This window comes from Novosphingobium sp. NBM11, from assembly GCF_015390225.1.
Lineage (GTDB): Bacteria > Pseudomonadota > Alphaproteobacteria > Sphingomonadales > Sphingomonadaceae > Novosphingobium.
In genome coordinates, this window is the sequence record NZ_VUOG01000003.1 from 45,469 (window position 1) to 62,142 (window position 16,674).

General features: G+C 64.6%; 11 protein-coding genes and 2 pseudogenes. 6 read left to right on the forward strand and 7 right to left on the reverse strand.

The window, feature by feature from the left end; genetic code table 11:
- The first annotated feature begins 7 nt into the window (after positions 1-7).
- From F1640_RS20540 to F1640_RS20550, 3 genes and pseudogenes are all read left to right on the forward strand, one after another.
- Complete coding sequence (locus F1640_RS20540) at positions 8-337, forward strand: heavy-metal-associated domain-containing protein (protein WP_004213249.1); 330 nt, start codon at positions 8-10, stop codon at positions 335-337.
- A 37-nt stretch (positions 338-374) separates the two neighbouring features.
- Positions 375-1,793, forward strand: coding sequence for a mercury(II) reductase (gene merA, locus F1640_RS20545; RefSeq protein ID WP_004213247.1), 1,419 nt, complete (start codon positions 375-377; stop codon positions 1,791-1,793).
- 91 nt (positions 1,794-1,884) lie between these two features.
- Positions 1,885-4,853: pseudogene (locus F1640_RS20550) on the forward strand (Tn3 family transposase).
- Positions 4,854-4,898: 45 nt separating this feature from the next.
- On the opposite strand, the pseudogene F1640_RS20555 reads toward F1640_RS20550, so the two are convergent.
- Positions 4,899-6,005: pseudogene (locus tag F1640_RS20555) on the reverse strand (DUF4158 domain-containing protein); the annotation flags it as partial.
- A 125-nt stretch (positions 6,006-6,130) separates the two neighbouring features.
- On the opposite strand from F1640_RS20555, the gene F1640_RS20560 reads away from it, so the two are divergent.
- Positions 6,131-6,751 (forward strand): recombinase family protein, encoded by a 621-nt coding sequence (locus F1640_RS20560; protein ID WP_008832583.1) that lies wholly within the window; start codon positions 6,131-6,133, stop codon positions 6,749-6,751.
- On the forward strand, positions 6,748-7,278 hold the full coding sequence (locus F1640_RS20565; protein ID WP_007686150.1) for a GNAT family N-acetyltransferase: 531 nt from the start codon (positions 6,748-6,750) through the stop codon (positions 7,276-7,278). The genes F1640_RS20560 and F1640_RS20565 overlap by 4 nt, the downstream gene beginning before the upstream one ends.
- Positions 7,279-7,344: 66 nt before the next feature.
- On the opposite strand, the gene F1640_RS20570 is transcribed toward F1640_RS20565, so the two are convergent.
- The 6 genes from F1640_RS20570 to F1640_RS20595 all read right to left on the reverse strand — a co-directional run bounded on the left by F1640_RS20570 (position 7,345) and on the right by F1640_RS20595 (position 15,940).
- On the reverse strand, positions 7,345-8,640 hold the full coding sequence (locus F1640_RS20570; RefSeq protein WP_013039108.1) for a hypothetical protein: 1,296 nt from the start codon (positions 8,638-8,640) through the stop codon (positions 7,345-7,347).
- 248 nt (positions 8,641-8,888) lie between these two features.
- A complete protein-coding gene (locus F1640_RS20575) occupies positions 8,889-9,278 on the reverse strand; it encodes a copper-binding protein (protein WP_255530646.1) in 390 nt (129 codons plus the stop codon).
- A gap of 11 nt (positions 9,279-9,289) precedes the next feature.
- Positions 9,290-12,433 (reverse strand): efflux RND transporter permease subunit, encoded by a 3,144-nt coding sequence (locus F1640_RS20580; RefSeq protein ID WP_194921679.1) that lies wholly within the window; start codon positions 12,431-12,433, stop codon positions 9,290-9,292.
- On the reverse strand, positions 12,430-13,920 hold the full coding sequence (locus tag F1640_RS20585) for an efflux RND transporter periplasmic adaptor subunit (RefSeq protein ID WP_007406384.1): 1,491 nt from the start codon (positions 13,918-13,920) through the stop codon (positions 12,430-12,432). Before F1640_RS20585 ends, F1640_RS20580 begins: the two co-directional genes overlap by 4 nt.
- The gene (locus tag F1640_RS20590; protein WP_029548875.1) at positions 13,917-15,179 is read right to left on the reverse strand and encodes a TolC family protein; all 1,263 of its coding nucleotides are present in this window, start codon (positions 15,177-15,179) and stop codon (positions 13,917-13,919) included. The genes F1640_RS20585 and F1640_RS20590 overlap by 4 nt, the downstream gene beginning before the upstream one ends.
- Before the next feature lie 398 nt (positions 15,180-15,577).
- Positions 15,578-15,940, reverse strand: coding sequence for a hypothetical protein (locus F1640_RS20595; RefSeq protein ID WP_007406428.1), 363 nt, complete (start codon positions 15,938-15,940; stop codon positions 15,578-15,580).
- A 243-nt stretch (positions 15,941-16,183) separates the two neighbouring features.
- Here F1640_RS20595 and F1640_RS20600 point away from each other — a divergent pair, with 243 nt between their 5' ends.
- On the forward strand, positions 16,184-16,540 hold the full coding sequence (locus tag F1640_RS20600; RefSeq protein ID WP_004212653.1) for a hypothetical protein: 357 nt from the start codon (positions 16,184-16,186) through the stop codon (positions 16,538-16,540).
- Positions 16,541-16,674 lie beyond the last annotated feature (134 nt).

Consider the following 16,674-nt stretch of genomic DNA (forward strand, 5'->3'; position numbering starts at 1 on the left):
AATACCCATGAAAAAGACAGTATGTATCGCTATGGCCGTGCTGGCTATGGCTGGCGGCGGGGTCGCCTATGCAGTTAGTGGCACGGCGCAAGATCGCCCCGCGGCTACCGCAACCGCTCAGAAGCAAACCACCTTTGCCATAGAGAACATGACCTGCGCCACCTGCCCGATCACCGTGAAGAAGGCGATGGAAGGCGTCGCCGGGGTAACGGCGGTCACGGTCGATTTCGCAGCCAAGACCGCGCGCGCAACCTATAACCCGCGCCGCACCAATGCTGCTGCGATTGCCGCTGCATCAACCAACGCGGGTTATCCGGCGCGCGCTATTCAAAACTGAGCGGGGCGCCGCCAGCGCCTCAAGAAAGCGATAAGCAATGAACGACTGTTGCAACCGCCCCGGGCAGGAAGGATTTGACGTGGCCGTCATCGGCGCGGGTTCTGCCGGGTTCTCCGCCGCGATCGCCGCTGCCGATCTGGGCGCGAAAGTGGCGCTCGTCGGTCACGGCACGATTGGCGGCACCTGTGTCAATGTTGGCTGCGTTCCTTCCAAGACGCTGATCCGCGCCGCCGAAGCGGTGCATGGTGGGCTTGCCGCCGCGCGCTTTCCCGGCCTTGGGGGCGCTGTCCAGATGGATGACTGGTCCGTATTGGCGGCGTCGAAGGACGATCTTGTCACGACGCTGCGCCAAAAAAAATATGTCGATCTGCTGCCCGCCTATGACGGTGTGAGCTATATCGAGGGCAAGGCACGCTTTGCCGATGGTGCGCTGATTGTCGGCGATGCGCCCATGAAGGTCGGCAAGGTCATATTGGCGATGGGTGCGCACGCCGCCGTGCCGCCGATTCCGGGGATGGACAGCGTGCCCTACCTAACCAGCACATCGGCGCTGGCGCTGGATCGCTTGCCCAAATCGCTGCTGGTGATCGGTGGCGGGGTGATCGGGGTAGAACTGGGACAGATGTTTTCGCGTCTGGGCGTTGATGTCACCATCTGCTGCCGAAGCCGCCTGCTCCCCGAAATGGACCCGGAAGTGAGTGCCGCGCTGAAAAACTATTTGGAAGCCGAGGGCGTGCGGGTTTGCGCAGGTGTCGGCTATCAGCGTATCGCCCAAACACAGAGCGGGGTCGAATTGACCTGCGAGGGGCATTGTGACACCGTCGCGGCGGAACAGGTGCTCATCGCCACCGGACGCCGACCCAATAGCGACGGGCTTGGGCTGGAGGAGCGCGGCATAGTGCTTGCCCGTAATGGTGGAATCGTCGTCGATGACCACCTCGAAACGTCGGTTCCAGGCATTTACGCGGCGGGCGATGTAACGGGACGGGACCAGTTCGTCTACATGGCCGCCTATGGCGCAAAACTGGCCGCGCGCAACGCGGTGACGGGCAACCAATACCGCTACGACAATTCCTCCATGCCATCCGTCGTCTTCACCGACCCGCAAGTCGCCAGCGCCGGCCTCACTGAAACGACAGCACGGGCGCAAGGCCTGGACATCAAGGTTTCGCTGCTCCCGCTCGATGCTGTGCCAAGGGCACTGGCAGCACGCGATACGCGGGGTCTCATCAAACTGATTGCCGACAAGGCGAACGACCGTTTGCTGGGCGGCCAGATCATGGCACCCGAAGGCGCGGATTCGATCCAGACACTGGTGCTGGCGATCAAACACGGCATGACCACCCTGGAATTGGGTGCAACGATATTTCCTTACCTGACCACTGTGGAAGGCCTCAAACTGGCGGCCCAAACGTTTGATAAGGATGTCGCCAAACTGTCTTGCTGCGCCGGGTGATTGCTCGGGGATCAACCGGCAACGAATGGCCTCCCTCCAGTGCAAGCCGCTTTGGTGTCAATTTTGTTATTCGCCTCAGCGGGAGAGCAAAATGGCACGACGCCGACTTCTGACCGGAGACGAGCGCCGGCGCCTGTTCGATCCTCCTGTCCAAGAAACCGCGATCATTGGGCATTATACCCTTTCTGCGGAAGATGTTGAATTGGTTGGGCGCCGCTATGGTCCAGCAAATCGCCTCGGTCTGGCTGCACAAATCGCTTTGATGCGACATCCCGGCTTTGGTCTGCAACCCGAGATCGGGCTTCCCGACGTCATTCTTCAGTACCTCGCGGCACAGTTATTCGTCGATCCTTCCTCCTTCTCTGCATATGGTCAGCGCGCGCAAACCCGTACCGATCATGCCGATCTCGTGGCGCGTTATCTTGGCATACGCCCGTTTCGACGCGGCGACCTGGCACTTGCCCTGAATCTTGCCGCGCAAGCCGCCGAGTATACAGACAGAGGTGAACCGATTGTTCGCGCCCTCATGGTTGGCCTGAAGGGTGAGCGGTTCATTCTTCCGTCAGGCGACACACTGGAACGCGCCGGTCTTGCTGGCCGGGCACGCGCACGCAAAGCTGCCGCAGCCGCAATCGTCGAAGGCCTCAGCTCTGCTGAACTGACACGGCTAGACGAACTCGTAATCAACAACCCGGATTTCGGCATGACACCGCTGGCGTGGTTGCGTAATTTCGAAGAAGCCCCGACTGCGGCCAATATCAATGGCTTGCTTGAGCGCCTGCGCTATGTTCGCGGCATAGGTATCCACCCGGTAGTTGGGGGCGCCATTCCGGAATTCCGCTTTGCCCAATTTGTCCGCGAGGGCGGCGTGGCACCGGCATTCCTGCTTTCGGATTACAGCGTCAATCGCAGGCGGGCGACGTTGACGGCCGCAGTGATCGACCTTGAGGCCAGACTTGCCGATGCCGCGATCCAAATGTTTGACCGACTTATCGGCGGCATGTTCACGCGCGCGCGGCGTGGGCGCGAGCGTCGCTACCAAGATAGTATTCAGTCGGTGGGGCAACTCATGCGGCTGTTTGGCGCCACGATTACAGCACTTGATGAGGCTGTCCAGAATGGCGGCGATCCGCTCGAATTGATTGACGAAGCGGTGGGCTGGCACCGGCTTGTTGCGGCAAAGGCCCAAGTAGATGCCCTTGCTGATCTTGCCGGCGAGGACGCACTGGTAACGGCAACCGAGCGTTACGCCACGCTACGGCGTTTCAGCCCGGCATTTCTGGACGCCTTCACCTTCAAGGCGTCTGGAACAGGGACGGCACTGATCAAAGCCATCGATGTCATTCGCGATGCGAACACACGAAAGTCGCGCGACCTTCCCGATGGCGTTCCACTGCCATTCCCCAATCGGCAGTGGAAGCGTCTCATCACCGAAAGCGGCCGTATCGACCGCCGACGTTATGAAATTGCGATCATGGCAACCTTGCGTGATCGTTTGCGCGCCGGTGATGTATGGATCGAGGGAACCCGCAACTATCAGCGCTTCGATGCCTATTTGCTGGGTCGGCGCGACGCCGCCAAAGTGGCGGATGTGCTTCCGTTCGATTCAAATGCTGCATCCTACCTCGCTGACCGGGCACGAAATCTTGACTGGCGGCTGCGCCGATTTGCCAAGCAGTTGAAAACAAACAAGCTTGAGGGAGTGTCGCTCGAACGAGACCGGCTCAAGCTTCAGCAAATGCCGCCTGTCACCCCACCGGAAGCTGAAGCCCTCGATCGCAAGCTCGATACCCTGCTTCCCCGCGTGCGCATCACCGAGCTGCTGCTTGAAGTCGCCGAACGCACTGGTTTTTTGAACGCATTCCGTGACCTGCGCTCAGGCAAGGAGCACGACAACCCCAGCACGGTACTCGCCGCAATTCTGGCTGATGGCACCAACCTCGGGCTGGAGCGGATGGCCAATGCCAGCGAAGGCGTCAGCTATGCCCAACTCGCATGGACCCACAACTGGTATCTTTCACCCGAGAACTATCAGGCCGCGCTGGCCATGATCATCTCAGCCCATCACGAATTACCCTTCGCGCGGCATTGGGGCGCTGGCACCAGTTCGTCGTCCGATGGCCAGTTCTTCCGGTCGGGGCGGAGCCGTTCAGGGGCGGCGGACGTCAATGCCAAATATGGCGCCGAACCTGGCGTGAAAATCTATTCTCACCTTTCCGATCACTTCGCATCATTCGGATCACGGATCATGTCCGCGACGGCAGGTGAAGCGCCTTACGTGCTCGACGGGCTTGTCCTGGGCGCCGGCAACCTTCCGTTGCATGAGCACTATACGATACCGGCGGCGCCACCGATCATGTTTTCGCACTCTGCCACCTACTCGGGTTCCGCTTCGCGCCACGGCTGCGCGATATTGGCGACCGCAAGCTGGGTTCGATCGCTGCGCCATCGACATACAAGGGCATCGAAAATCTGATGGGCCGCACCATCAAAACGGCAGCGATCGAGGCCGATTGGGATGACATCGTCAGGATTGTCGCCTCAATCAAGGATGGCACGGTGGCGCCGTCAGTAATCTTGCGAAAACTTGCCGCCTACAAACGCCAGAACAGGCTGGATTTTGCATTGGCTGAACTGGGCCGTATCGAGCGCACTTTGTTCACGCTCGATTGGCTTGAACAACCGGAACTGCGACGTGCCTGTCAGGCCGGTCTCAACAAAGGCGAGGCGAGGCACACGCTTGCCGCCGCCATCTATACCAACCGGCAGGGTCGGTTCACCGATCGCTCGCTGGAAAATCAGGAATTTCGCGCATCTGGGCTGAACCTGCTGATTGCGGCGATTTCCTACTGGAACACGGTCTATCTCGACCGGGCCGCCCAGCACCTCAACGCTGTCGGCACGACGTTCGATGCGGCACTGCTTGCGCACCTTTCTCCGATGGGCTGGGCGCACATCAGTCTGACCGGCGATTACCTCTGGGAGCAGGCCAGGCGACTTCCAGCAGGTGAATTCCACCCACTCAACGAGCCAATGGCGCGGTTGAAGCGTGTAGCGTAGCCCATGTTCCGCTTATGTCCGAGAAATCGTTGTCTGGCGAACAAACCTTGAGGTGACGCCGACAAGGGTTCTGAACCGTTCCCAGCCAGGCCCGGTGGCGATTATCCCGTCCAGGGCCGTGCCATCGTCCTGCGCTCCAAGCAAAGCACCACCGATTTCGGCAAAGGACTTCAGCGTGTCCCGAACGGCCGCCTTTTCGTCGGCGATCCTGGTGTTGCAAAGGCGTTCGGAGGCCCGATAGAGACGGCCTACGATGCGATCGTGGGTCTCCACGATGACATCGGCCAGCGATGACCGCCATTCCAGGGTGCAGACAGCGAGGATCGCAAGCCGCCTGTCTTCGGGCAGATCACGCATGCCGTCGGCGTAATAGCGCTCGCCCTGCCGGCGAAGCCGGGTCACACGATGCGCCGGCACGCCGTCCAGCAAATCCGCCGGAAGATCGAACCTTTGAAGATATTCCAGTCGATCCATCAGCCGGTTAGCGGCTGCTGAATTTGCGCCAACCTCGAACTGTCGCAGCCATACGAAGCGCGTGACGCGACCATCCACCGTATCCTCCAACAGGTGAGCCAAATTCTCGCTCAGGGTTGGCGTGATGCGATGGGCGATAAGATCCTCGATCCGGCGCTCGGCCTCAACCAGCGCATCGGCGCAAAGGCGCTCGATCGTCGAGGAGCCGGGAAGGATCGTGCGGGTGCGGCGACACTCCGCAACGAAGCGACGGGCAAGATCCTCATTCGATGTCGCCGCCTCGGCTTCCCGAGCGATCCATTCGCGCAAATCCCGTGCGCCCCGCCCCGAAAAGGAGCGATAGCCGTAGATTCGGCGAAGGTCCGCCAGATGCTCGTGCCGGGTCTCCTCGCGCGCGGCATAGAGGAGTAGATCGTCGCTGGTCAGGCCGAGCTGGGCCGCGATGAAATCCGATACCTGCGCCGGGATCAACTCGCCAGGAGCGAGCACCCGGCCCGGGTAGCGCAGGACGCACAGTTGCAGCGCGAAGCCAAAACGATTGTGGGCGCGCCGGCGCTGGCGGATATGCCCGAGATCCTCATCGCTGAGGGTATAGTGCCGCAGCAGCTCACCTTGATCGACCGGCAAGTGAAGCAGCGCCTCGCGCTGTCGATCGGTCAGGGTCACGCGACGCGGCATACATGCTCCTTATTCTTTCCGAGCTACGGTTTGAGATAGCTTGATTGAGATGCTGGTTAAGATACACAATAGCCCAATCTTATGTGCTCATGTTCGTCACCGCCTCAAACCTTCGTTTGTGATCCATGCTGATCGGCTACGCCCGCGTGTCCAAAGCCGACGGCTCGCAGTCGCTCGACCTGCAGCACGATGCCCTTCGCGCTGCCGGTGTCGAGCCAGGCAATATCTATGATGATCGTGCATCCGGTAGCCGTGATGATCGCCCCGGTCTTGCCGCCTGCCTGAAATCGTTGCGCGACGGCGATGTCCTCATCGTTTGGAAGCTCGACCGGCTCGGCCGAACGCTCACCCACCTGGTCAGCACGGTGCAGAATCTGTCGGATCGCGGTATCGGTCTGCGGGTGCTCACCGGCAAGGGCGCGCAGATCGACACCACGACGCCATCGGGCCGGATGGTGTTCGGCATTTTTGCCACACTGGCGGAGTTTGAGCGGGATATGATCCGCGAGCGCACCATGGCTGGCCTGGCCGCTGCCCGCGCGCGGGGACGCAAGGGTGGCCGCAAGTTCGCCCTCTCCAAGGCCCAGGTGCGGCTCGCTCAGGCTGCTATGGCCCAACGCGACACGTCCGTTTCCGACCTCTGCAAGGAACTCGGGATCGAGCGCGTCACTCTCTACCGCTATGTCGGTCCCAACGGGGAACTCCGGGATTACGGTCAGCGCGTGCTTGCTGCCAAAACGCGATGATGATGACGGGAGCCCCGATCAAACTTACCCAAGCGGACGCCGCAGACGTTGCAGACCTGTACAACCGTTGCAGCGACTATTTCCTGTTGCAGGACGGGGCCGCGCCCACGCTGGACGATGCTCGCGAGCTTTTCTCCGATGTGCCGCCCGAAAAGAGCGCCCACAATCAAGCTGTCCTGGGATGGAAGGGGCCTGGCGGCCTATATGCAATCGCGGCCATCCTCCGCGATTATCCGCGTGATGGCACATGGTATCTCGGCTTCATGATCGTAGATGCCGCACAGCGTGGTCGTGGCGTCGGACGCTCAATTTACTCGACGGTCGAAAGCTGGGCCGCTGCGAGAGGTGCCACAGAGATTCGGTTGGCCGTGCTGGAAGCGAATGAAGCGGCAGAGCGATTTTGGCGTTCTCTCGGCTTCATTGAGTATCGGCGCGTTGGGCCAGACACCTTCAAAATGCGTAGCCATCGCCGGATAGAACTGAGCCGTCGCCTTTCTGGCGCGACCGTAGAAGGCAGCAACAAGTAAGATCTCGCGCCGGCTATCTGGGCGAGCTTGGCGTAGGATTCCGCCCCCTCCCGCAAACGCCCCCTTTCAGGGAAGGGGGCTTGAGATCGCCTTGATGGCCTTCAATCCCGTTCCAAAACGAGCGATCGCGTCCCTGTTTCTCTCCAGCTCGCCATAGGGCAGATAGGCGAAGTCGAGATCGGCAATACGGCTGAAAGCCGGGCGACGGAGTTGCGCGCGAACGTCCTGCTCGCGCGCATTCGGTGCGACCAGGAATAGCCCGGCGGCAGCGTGCAGATCGCTCCCCGACAGCGCCAGATCGAGCATGCGCACGATCCCCGAGTAGATCGAGGTCGAATGTTCAACCTCGAACGCGGCGGCGACGCCGTCGCCACCCTTCGCCAGCCACAACACGTCGATGAGGCGGATCGAGTCCGCTCCGGGAGAGGTCGCAATGGCGTCTGGAAGGCGCTCGAGGCATCCCTGTCCAAGCGGGCAGCCAGCGTGAAGTCGACCGCGGTCATTGGCGGCGATCCACACATCGTAACCGAGGGCATGGCCGAGGTCGCGCAGCCAGGCCTGGATTTCGGCGTGCGTGCGATCGGTTTCGCCCTGCGCGGCGGCTGTCTTGTCGAGCCGGCTTGCCTCCGCTCTGGCATGTTCCAATCTGCCGAGCCAGTCGTCGGCCGCCGTTGCGTCATCCTCCAGCGGTGGCGCGGGATAGCGGCCCGAGCCAATGTCGAACAACAGTCCGCCGATCGCGCCGAGATCGTTGGAGAGCAACTCGCGGTAACGGTCGTTGAGGTCGAGGATGCCGGCGCGCATGGCGAGAAAATGATCCCATGACCCGAGCTTCACCTTGGCGCCGGTGACGGCATTGTAGCCCTTGACGATCGCGGTATTGAAGGGCGGCACCAGCGTCGGGTGAAGGAAATAGAGCAGGTTGGCCGCCGCCGGCCCCAGCCCCTTGATCTTGAGCGCGTCTATGCTGCGGATGTGGCTGATGATCTCCTCGGCGGTATCGCAGCACGAGCAATTGTCGAGCAGGCGACCGAACGCCCGCTGGTTGTCCGGGCTTTCGTAGATGTCTGGAATGCGCAGCTTGGGCTTCCACAGCCAGGCATGGTCGGCGCCCTTGAAGATCTGCCGCTGTTCGGCGATCGAGTGGACAACCGTTTCCAGTGACGAGCCGCGATAGGCGACGCCGAACCGCCCACTTTCGATTTCTGCGACCACCTGCTGCAGCCCGCGACGGATGGAGCGGAAGTTTTTCAGCCGTTCGTCCCACAGAAACCAGGAGCGATAGGTGGCGCCGGGATCGTCTCGCCAACGACGGACAAGCTCGCTCACGAGATCATGATGTGTCGCGGGTAACAAGGTCATACTGGCTGGGTCATCTAAACTGGGCTCCTTGCCGTTCAGGCTATCGCGAGCAAGGGCGGCTTGCACGTTCAATGTGCGATCCGCGAAGCGTGCTCAAATTGTCGGTGATCGCGCAGGGAAACGCCGCTGGCATTGGGCGTTGCCGGTCGCAACCGTCGACCGGGCGCACAGCCAGGCAGACGGCCGGCACGGGCGTCGCCGCCCGGGAGCGGCGACGCAACCAGCTTTTTCCGGTCGAACTTAGCGGATCACTGCTTTGCGATCGCGGTGACCTCGCCATCGCTGCCCTTGAGCGAGAGGTCGAAATCGACCTTGTCGCCGACCTTGACCGCATCGGTGATCGCGGGCGCCGCCTTGAACGCCATCGTCATCGCCGGCCACTTGGCTTCGGGGATCGGGCCGTGGTTGAGCGTGATCGTGCCCGCCGTCTTGTCGATCGCGGTGACGGTGCCATGGCCCTTGGCCTTGATTGCGGCGTTCGCGTCGGGCGCCATCGACATGTTGCCCATGTCGCCGCTCATGGTCGCGGCAGGCGCCGCCTGGTTGGTTTCGGTTGTAACCGGGGTCTCGCCCTTCTTGCCGCACGCGGCGGTCAGGACGGCAAGGCCGAGGGCGAGGGTCAGTCGTGCATGTCTCATAATCGTCTCCTTCATGATGAAGCGGGTTGATGGATGGGGTCGGTCTTCGGCCGGCGCAGCAGCAGATAGGCGGCGGGCAGGACGAACATCGACAGCAGCGGCGCGCTCAGCATGCCGCCGATCATCGGCGCCGCGATCCGGCTCATCACCTCCGAGCCCGCGCCCGATCCCAGCAGGATCGGCAGCAGGCCGGCGAGGATCACCGCGACCGTCATCGCCTTGGGCCGGACGCGCAGCAGCGCGCCTTCGCGCACCGCGGCCTTCACCTCGGCGGCGTCCGGATTAGCCGTGCGCTCGGCCAGCGCATTCTTGAGATAGATCAGCATCACCACCCCGAACTCGGCGGAGACGCCGGCTAGCGCGATGAACCCGACCCCGGTCGCGACTGACTGGTTGAACCCGAGCAGATAGAGCGTCCAGATGCCGCCGGTCAGCGCGAACGGCAGCGTGCCCATGATCAATGCCGCCTCGTCGAAGCGGCCGAAGATGAGGTACAGCAGCACGAAGATGATCAGCAGCGTCGCGGGCACGACCAGCTTCAAGCGGTCGACCGCGCGCTCGAGATATTCGAACTGGCCCGAATAGGCGATGCTGACCCCCGGCGAGAGCCGAACCTGTCTCGCCACCGCGCGTTGCAGATCGCCAACCACCGAGGCGAGATCGCGCCCGCGCACATCGACATAGACCCAGGTCGAGGGCCGGGCATTCTCGGTCTTGAGCATCGGCGGCCCTTCGGCGATCGTGACATTGGCGACCGTGCCGAGGGTGATCTGCTGGCCCGCGGGCGTCAGGATCGGTAGCCCCCGCAGCCCGTCGAGGCTGTCGCGCAATTCGCGCGGATAGCGCACGCTGATCGGGTAGCGGGCGAGGCCCTCGACCGTCTCGCCGATCGTCTCGCCGCCGATCGCGCCGGAGACGATGGCCTGGACGTCGGCGATGTTGAGCCCGAACCGCGCGGCGGCGGCGCGGTCTATGTCGACATCGACATAGCGTCCGCCGGTCAGCCGCTCGGCGAGCGCCGAGCTGACGCCGGGCACGCTCCTGGCCACGGTCTCGACATCATGCGCGATGCGGTCGAGCTCGGCGAGGTCACTGCCCGACACCTTGACCCCGATCGGGCTCTTGATGCCCGTCGCGAGCATGTCGATGCGGTTGCGGATCGGCGGCACCCAGATATTGGCGAGACCCGGAAGCTTCACCCGGCGATCGAGCTCGTCGACAAGGCGTTCGGGCGTCATGCCCGACCGCCACTGGTCGCGGGGCTTGAATTGGATCGTCGTCTCGAACATTTCGAGCGGCGCGGGATCGGTCGCGGTCTCGGCGCGGCCGGCCTTGCCGAACACGCTTTCGACTTCGGGCACGGTCTTGATCAGGCGGTCGGTCTGCTGGAGCAGCTCACTCGCCTTGGCGGCCGAGAGGCCCGGCAGCGCCGAGGGCATGTAGAGCAGGTCGCCCTCGTCGAGATTGGGCATGAACTCGCCGCCGAGCCGGCTGAGCGGCCAGGCCGTGGTGGCGAACACCAGAGCCGCGATCAGCAGCACTGCCTTGGGCCGCTTCATCGTCCAGTCGATCGCGGGCCGGTAGATATTGGTGAGCCAGCGATTGACCGGATTGGCCTGCTCGGCCGGAATGCGGCCCCGGATCAGCCAGCCCATCAGGATCGGCACCAGGGTCACCGACAGGATCGCGGCCGCGCCCATCGCATAGGTCTTGGTGAAGGCGAGCGGCGCGAACAGCCGGCCTTCCTGCGCCTCCAGGGTGAAGACCGGAATGAACGACAGCGTGATGATCAGCAGGCTGAAGAACAGCGCCGGCCCGACCTCGGCCGCCGCCTCGGTGACGACGATCCAGCGCATCTCGCCATCGAGATGTCTGTCCGGGTGATCCTGCTCCCAGCGTTCGATCCTCTTGTGGGCGTTCTCGATCATGACGACCGCCGCATCCACCATCGCGCCGATGGCGATGGCGATGCCGCCCAGCGACATGATGTTGGCGTTCACCCCCTGGAACCGCATTACGACGAACGCGGCCAGCACACCGAGCGGCAAGGTCAGGATCGCGACCAGCGCCGAGCGGACGTGCCAGAGGAACAGGGCGCAGACCAATGCGACGACGATGAACTCCTCGACCAGCTTGCGGGTGAGGTTCTCGACCGCGCGATCGATCAGCTGCGAGCGGTCATAGACCGTGACCACCTCGACGCCCGGCGGCAGGCTTTTCCTGAGATCGGCGAGCTTGTCCTTGACCGCCGCGATGGTCTCACGGGCGTTCTTGCCTGACCGAAGAATAACGACGCCGCCGGCGACCTCGCCTTCGCCGTTCAGTTCGGCGATGCCGCGCCGCATCTCGGGGCCGACCTGGATCGTGGCGACATCGCCGAGCCGGACGGGCACGCCGCCCGCCGCAGTCTTGAGCGGGATTGCCCGGAAATCGTCGAGCGTTTTCAGATAGCCCGAGGCGCGGACCATATATTCGGCCTCGGCCATTTCCAGCACCGAGCCGCCGGCTTCCTGATTGGCTTGGCTGATCGCCTGCACTGCCTGGGCGTGGGTTACGCCGTAGGCCGCGAGCTTCACCGGATCGAGCAGCACCTGGTACTGCTTGACCATGCCGCCGATGCTGGCGACTTCGGCCACGCCGGTCACGGTCTTCAGCTCGTAGCGCAGGAACCAGTCCTGCAACCCGCGAAGCTGCGAGAGATCGTGCCGGCCGGTGCGGTCGACCAGCGCATATTCATAGACCCAGCCGACCCCGGTCGCGTCCGGCCCGAGCGCGCTGCGGGCGCTGGCCGGCAACCGACCCTGAACCTGGTTGAGATATTCGAGCACGCGGCTGCGCGCCCAGTAGAGATCGGTGCCGTCCTCGAAGATCACATAGACGAAGCTGTCGCCGAAGAAGCTATAGCCGCGCACCGTCTTGGCGCCGGGCACCGACAGCATGGTGGTGGTGAGCGGATAGGTGATCTGGTTCTCGACGATCTGCGGCGCCTGACCCGGATAGGAAGTGCGGATCACGACCTGCACGTCGGAAAGATCGGGCAGCGCGTCGATCGGGGTCGAGCGCACCGCCCACAGGCCCGCGCCGACCAGCGCGAGCATGCCGAGCACGACGAAGAAGCGGTTCCTCACCGACCAGCGGATGAGATGGGCGATCACTGGCCCGCCACCTTCGCCATATGCCGCAGCGTCGGTCCCGCCGGGGGCCGGTCGAACCCGAACCGGACCCGGTCACCCGCCTTGAAGCCGCGCGCGATGCCCGGATTGGCGAGCGCGAAGGTCATCGTCATCGCCGGCCAGTCGAGCGCGGGAACGGGCTCGTGGCTGAGCGTCACCGAATTGGCCGTGATCCGCTCGATCTTGCCCGTCGTCTCGTACAGCGTGGCTTTCGACGCCGGCGCGGCGATGGTCGCCGATGCCGCACCGCCGCCGATCGGCCGCGCCTCGATTCCCGACAGGCTCGCCTCGGAATCGATCAGGAACTGCCCCGAGACGACGACGTTCTCGCCGGGCGACAGGCCGGCAAGGATCTCGGTCTCGCCGCCTGCCTCGCGGCCGATGCGGACCTCGGCGGGATGATAGCGCCCGTCGCCTGCGGCCAGCATGACGAGCGTGCGCCTGCCCGTGCGGATCACCGCTTCGCTCGGCACCAGCAGCGCCGGCTTGGCATCGCCGCCAAGCGCGACGCTGGCGAACATGCCCGGCCGCAACCGGCCGTCCCGGTTGGGCAGCTCGATCCGCACGGTGAGCGTGCGGCTGTCGGCCTGCGTGGTCGGCAGGATCGCGATCACCCGGCCGGCGAAGCGCTCGCCGGGGAAGCCCGCCAGCGTGGTGCTGGCATTCTGGCCGACCCGGACATCGCCCGCGCGCGCTTCGGGCACCGCGGCATTGAGCCAGACGGTGCCGAGCCCGCTTACCTGGGCGAGCGTCTGGCCCATGGCGAGCGTCACGCCGGCACGGGCGTCGAGCGTCTGGATCGTGCCCGAGATCGGCGTCGTGATCGTCACCACGCCGTTCGGGCGTCCGCTCCGCTCGACGCTGGCGATGAGGCCGTCGGACATGCCCATCAGCCGCAGTCGCTGGCGCGCGGCCGCGGTGAGGTCGGGCTTGCCGAGCCGCCTGACGCTCAGATATTCGGTCTGCGCGCCGCCCCATTCGGGCAGGAGCAGGTCCGCGATCGGCGCGCCGGCGCGGACCACGTCCCCGGGCGCTCGCGCATAGACGCGGCTCACGAACCCGCCCGAACGCGCCTGGATGACGGCGACGTCGCGCTGGTTGAAGTCGATCGTGCCGGTGACCTCGAGGGCCGAGGCAAGGCTGCCCATCTTCGCCGCGACGACCCGCAATCCCAGGCTCTGCCGCGCGGCGGGATCGACGGCGACCGTGGGGGCCGCGCCGGCGCTTCCTCCGTCCGCGTATCGCGGCACGAGCTGCATATCCATGAAGGGCGACTTGCCGGGCTTGTCGAACTTCTGGTTGGGGAACATCGGATCGTACCAGTAAAGGACTTTGCCTGCCCCGGCGGGCGTGGTCGCCTCCGATTGCGGTGCCTGGCGATGGCCAGCCCAATAGCCTGTGCCGCCGGCCAGCAGCGCGACAGCCAGGATCGATGCGCCCCAGCGCAGCGCGGATTTATCGAGCGTCATGGCCGCTCCTCCCCATAGGTGATAGTGATGCGGACCGCGTCGCGCGCGACGTCGGCTTCGCGGTTGAGCGCCTCGACCTCGGCCTCCGCGAGCCCGAGCGTCGTGAGCAGCGCGGCGCCAAGGTCGAGCTTGCCGGCGCCATAGCTGTCGCGGTCGAGCTCGGCGCGGTGCCTGGCGAGTGGCACCAGCGTCTCGCGGGCATTGCGCAACCGGGAGAGATGCATGGCATGGTCTGCGAGATCGGCGTCGAGCTGCGCCACCAGCTCGCGGCGGATCGCCTCGCGGTCGAACCGACCCCCTTGCGCAAGGCTCTCGCTTGCAGCGATCCTGGGGTTCTGGCGCTTGCCGGCGAACAGCGGCAGGTCGATCGACACGCCGACCGAGGCCATGTCGCCGTACATGGGATCGCGCCGGCCATAGGTGACGCCGACCTTCCAGTCGGGGCGCTTGTCGGCGCGCGCGAGACGCACGTCCGCTTCGGCGACTGCGATCCGCGCGTCCTGCGCGCGCAGGGCGGGAAGCGCATCGATTTCGGCCCGCAGCCGGATCGGATCGACATCGAGCATCGGCGGGTCGCCCGTCGCCTGCGGGTCGGGGTCGCCGGTATAGCGCGCGAGCCGGGCCCGCGCCTGCGCCACCACCGCAGCCATCTCGGCGCGGCGATCGGCGATGGCGGCGCGGAGCTGGTCGGGCTCGAGCGCCTGGCTCGGGCGCGCGCTGCCCGACGCCAGGCGTGCGGTCACGGTCTTCTGCAGGTCGTCGAGGCTGGCATCGAGCAGGTCGAGCTGCCGGAGCCGGCGTTCTCCATAATAGAGATCGACCCAGGCGAGGGCGGTCTCGAGCCGCACGTTGCGGCCTTCGACCAGCTCGCCCGCCTCGGCGATACCGATATCGGCCGCGGCGCGCGCGGCGCGTGCATGGCGCTTGGCGAGATTGGGGAAGGTCTGGCTGAACCCGATCGTCGCCATAGTGAAATCGTCGCGCGTGAAGCTGCCGGCATTGGGGCCGCTCACCGGGAAGTTCTGCAGGCCCAGGTCGAGCGTCGGATCGGGCAGGCGATCGGCCGCGACCGCCGAAGAGCGGGCGCCGGCTGTCGCCGCCGCGCGCGCCTTGAGGCTTGGCGCGTTGGCGGCAGCGAGCCTCACTGCCTGCTCGTAGGTGAGCGGGCCGGCCGACACCGGCACGGCCCAGGCGCTCGCAAGCGTCGCACCGATAGAGAGCAACAGGCGTCGCACAGCGCGCCTCGGCATCATGATCATGGATATCATCCCCTCATGACAGAGGCGGCGCGCCAAGATGTGACGCGCCGCTCCGGAGCGGGTTTAGCCCTTGTCCGACCTGACTGCGCCGCGCATGCAGTCGGCGGCGCTTGCCTGCATCATCGCGCAATCGCAGCTGGCCATGTCCCGGCTGTCGGGCACCCATATGCGGACACGCGCAGGGCCAGTCGCCCGCGGACCATATTGCGGCGCCGACCGCCATTCCCAATGGCCTTGCGGCGTGCGGCTCGCGTCGGTTGCAAGCGCAGGCGCGGCGAGACTGAGGGCCGCCACAAGGGCGGCCGGAAGCAGTTTGATCATCACGAAAACCTTTGACTGAAAAGAAGGAAACCGGGCGCGCACGCATCGATCGATGCGCGCAGCCCGTGCTCGTTCAATCAGGCAAGGCTGGTGGGAGGATCCGGCTCGGGCGCAACCGCCTTGCCGGTCAATATCGTGTCGGTCGTCCAGAAGCTGGGCGCGTCGTAGAGACGCGCAGGCGCAACGCCGCCTGCCAGGTCCGCTGCGACCAGCGGGATCACGCACCCCATCGCGGCGATGCAATCGAGCGTCAGGCCCTTGCAGGGCTTTTCGCTGGGCGCAGGCTGCTGCTTGGCCATCATCGCCATGCAGTCCGCATCCATGCCCTTGGCCAGCGGCGCGCCTGCCGCCTGCGGCACGCTGTGCGCGGCCGCCATCTGGGCTCCGAAGAGACCGGACAGCGCTCCGATGACGAGCAGGAGGGCGAGCAGGCGTTTCACGGGCCTCGATATCTAGCGGGTTTCGCGGGCGCAGCCAACCAAAGTCTCGCGCCGCGCGGATTTTGAAGTGCTGACGGCTGATTCCGTCAACTCCGCGTCAATAAAGATCCGGCCCGGGGAAGAAGATCGGCTGCGGCCTCTACGTATATCGAGGCTGGACCCGGGACCGTAGTCCCAAGCCTGAAGAGACGCTCTTCCCCTCGGCAAAGTCCGGGCGGTGGCTTACCATCCAAGGAGGTGAATATGGTCAGAAAAACTCTCATGGTCGCGCTTGCCGGCATTTCGATGCTTGCTGCCGTCCCCGCTATGGCCCAGGGCATCGGGCACAGCCTGTTCATGCGCGGCTCGATCGTCGACACGGGCAGCAACGGCACGGTCGTCTGCATCGGCAAGGCCGATGGCGCCGAGGTCGGCCAGAAGCTCGAGGTCTATCGCGTCGTGACCCATCCGGGTCCGTCCAAGGGCGTGGCGCCGACCTATCACCGCCAGCTCGTCGGCCATGTGACGATCGACCATATCTTTGACGATCACTTCGCGCACGTGTCCGTCGCCGACGGCACGCCTGCCAGGCACGACATCGTCGAGCTTCGCAAGAACTGACAAGCCGGTGGCCCGGCGGCACGGGCTGCCCTGCGACGCGTCGGGGCAGCGGGCCGCCGGCGACGAGGAGACCGTTCGGGGTCAAAGCGAAACCGCTTGACCCTGGACCATGGTCCAACCGGCATGATCGAGCG

What these genes read in the sequence shown, in the direction of transcription:
- F1640_RS20600 (WP_004212653.1), top strand. Translation starts at nt 16,184, where the DNA reads ATGGTCAGAAAAACTCTCATGGTCGCGCTTGCCGGCATTTCGATGCTT.
- F1640_RS20560 (WP_008832583.1), top strand. Translation starts at nt 6,131, where the DNA reads ATGCTGATCGGCTACGCCCGCGTGTCCAAAGCCGACGGCTCGCAGTCG.
- F1640_RS20540 (WP_004213249.1), top strand. Translation starts at nt 8, where the DNA reads ATGAAAAAGACAGTATGTATCGCTATGGCCGTGCTGGCTATGGCTGGC.
- F1640_RS20565 (WP_007686150.1), top strand. Translation starts at nt 6,748, where the DNA reads ATGATGATGACGGGAGCCCCGATCAAACTTACCCAAGCGGACGCCGCA.
- merA (WP_004213247.1), top strand. Translation starts at nt 375, where the DNA reads ATGAACGACTGTTGCAACCGCCCCGGGCAGGAAGGATTTGACGTGGCC.
- F1640_RS20585 (WP_007406384.1), bottom strand. Translation starts at nt 13,920, where the DNA reads ATGACGCTCGATAAATCCGCGCTGCGCTGGGGCGCATCGATCCTGGCT.
- F1640_RS20570 (WP_013039108.1), bottom strand. Translation starts at nt 8,640, where the DNA reads ATGACCTTGTTACCCGCGACACATCATGATCTCGTGAGCGAGCTTGTC.
- F1640_RS20575 (WP_255530646.1), bottom strand. Translation starts at nt 9,278, where the DNA reads ATGAGACATGCACGACTGACCCTCGCCCTCGGCCTTGCCGTCCTGACC.
- F1640_RS20590 (WP_029548875.1), bottom strand. Translation starts at nt 15,179, where the DNA reads ATGATCATGATGCCGAGGCGCGCTGTGCGACGCCTGTTGCTCTCTATC.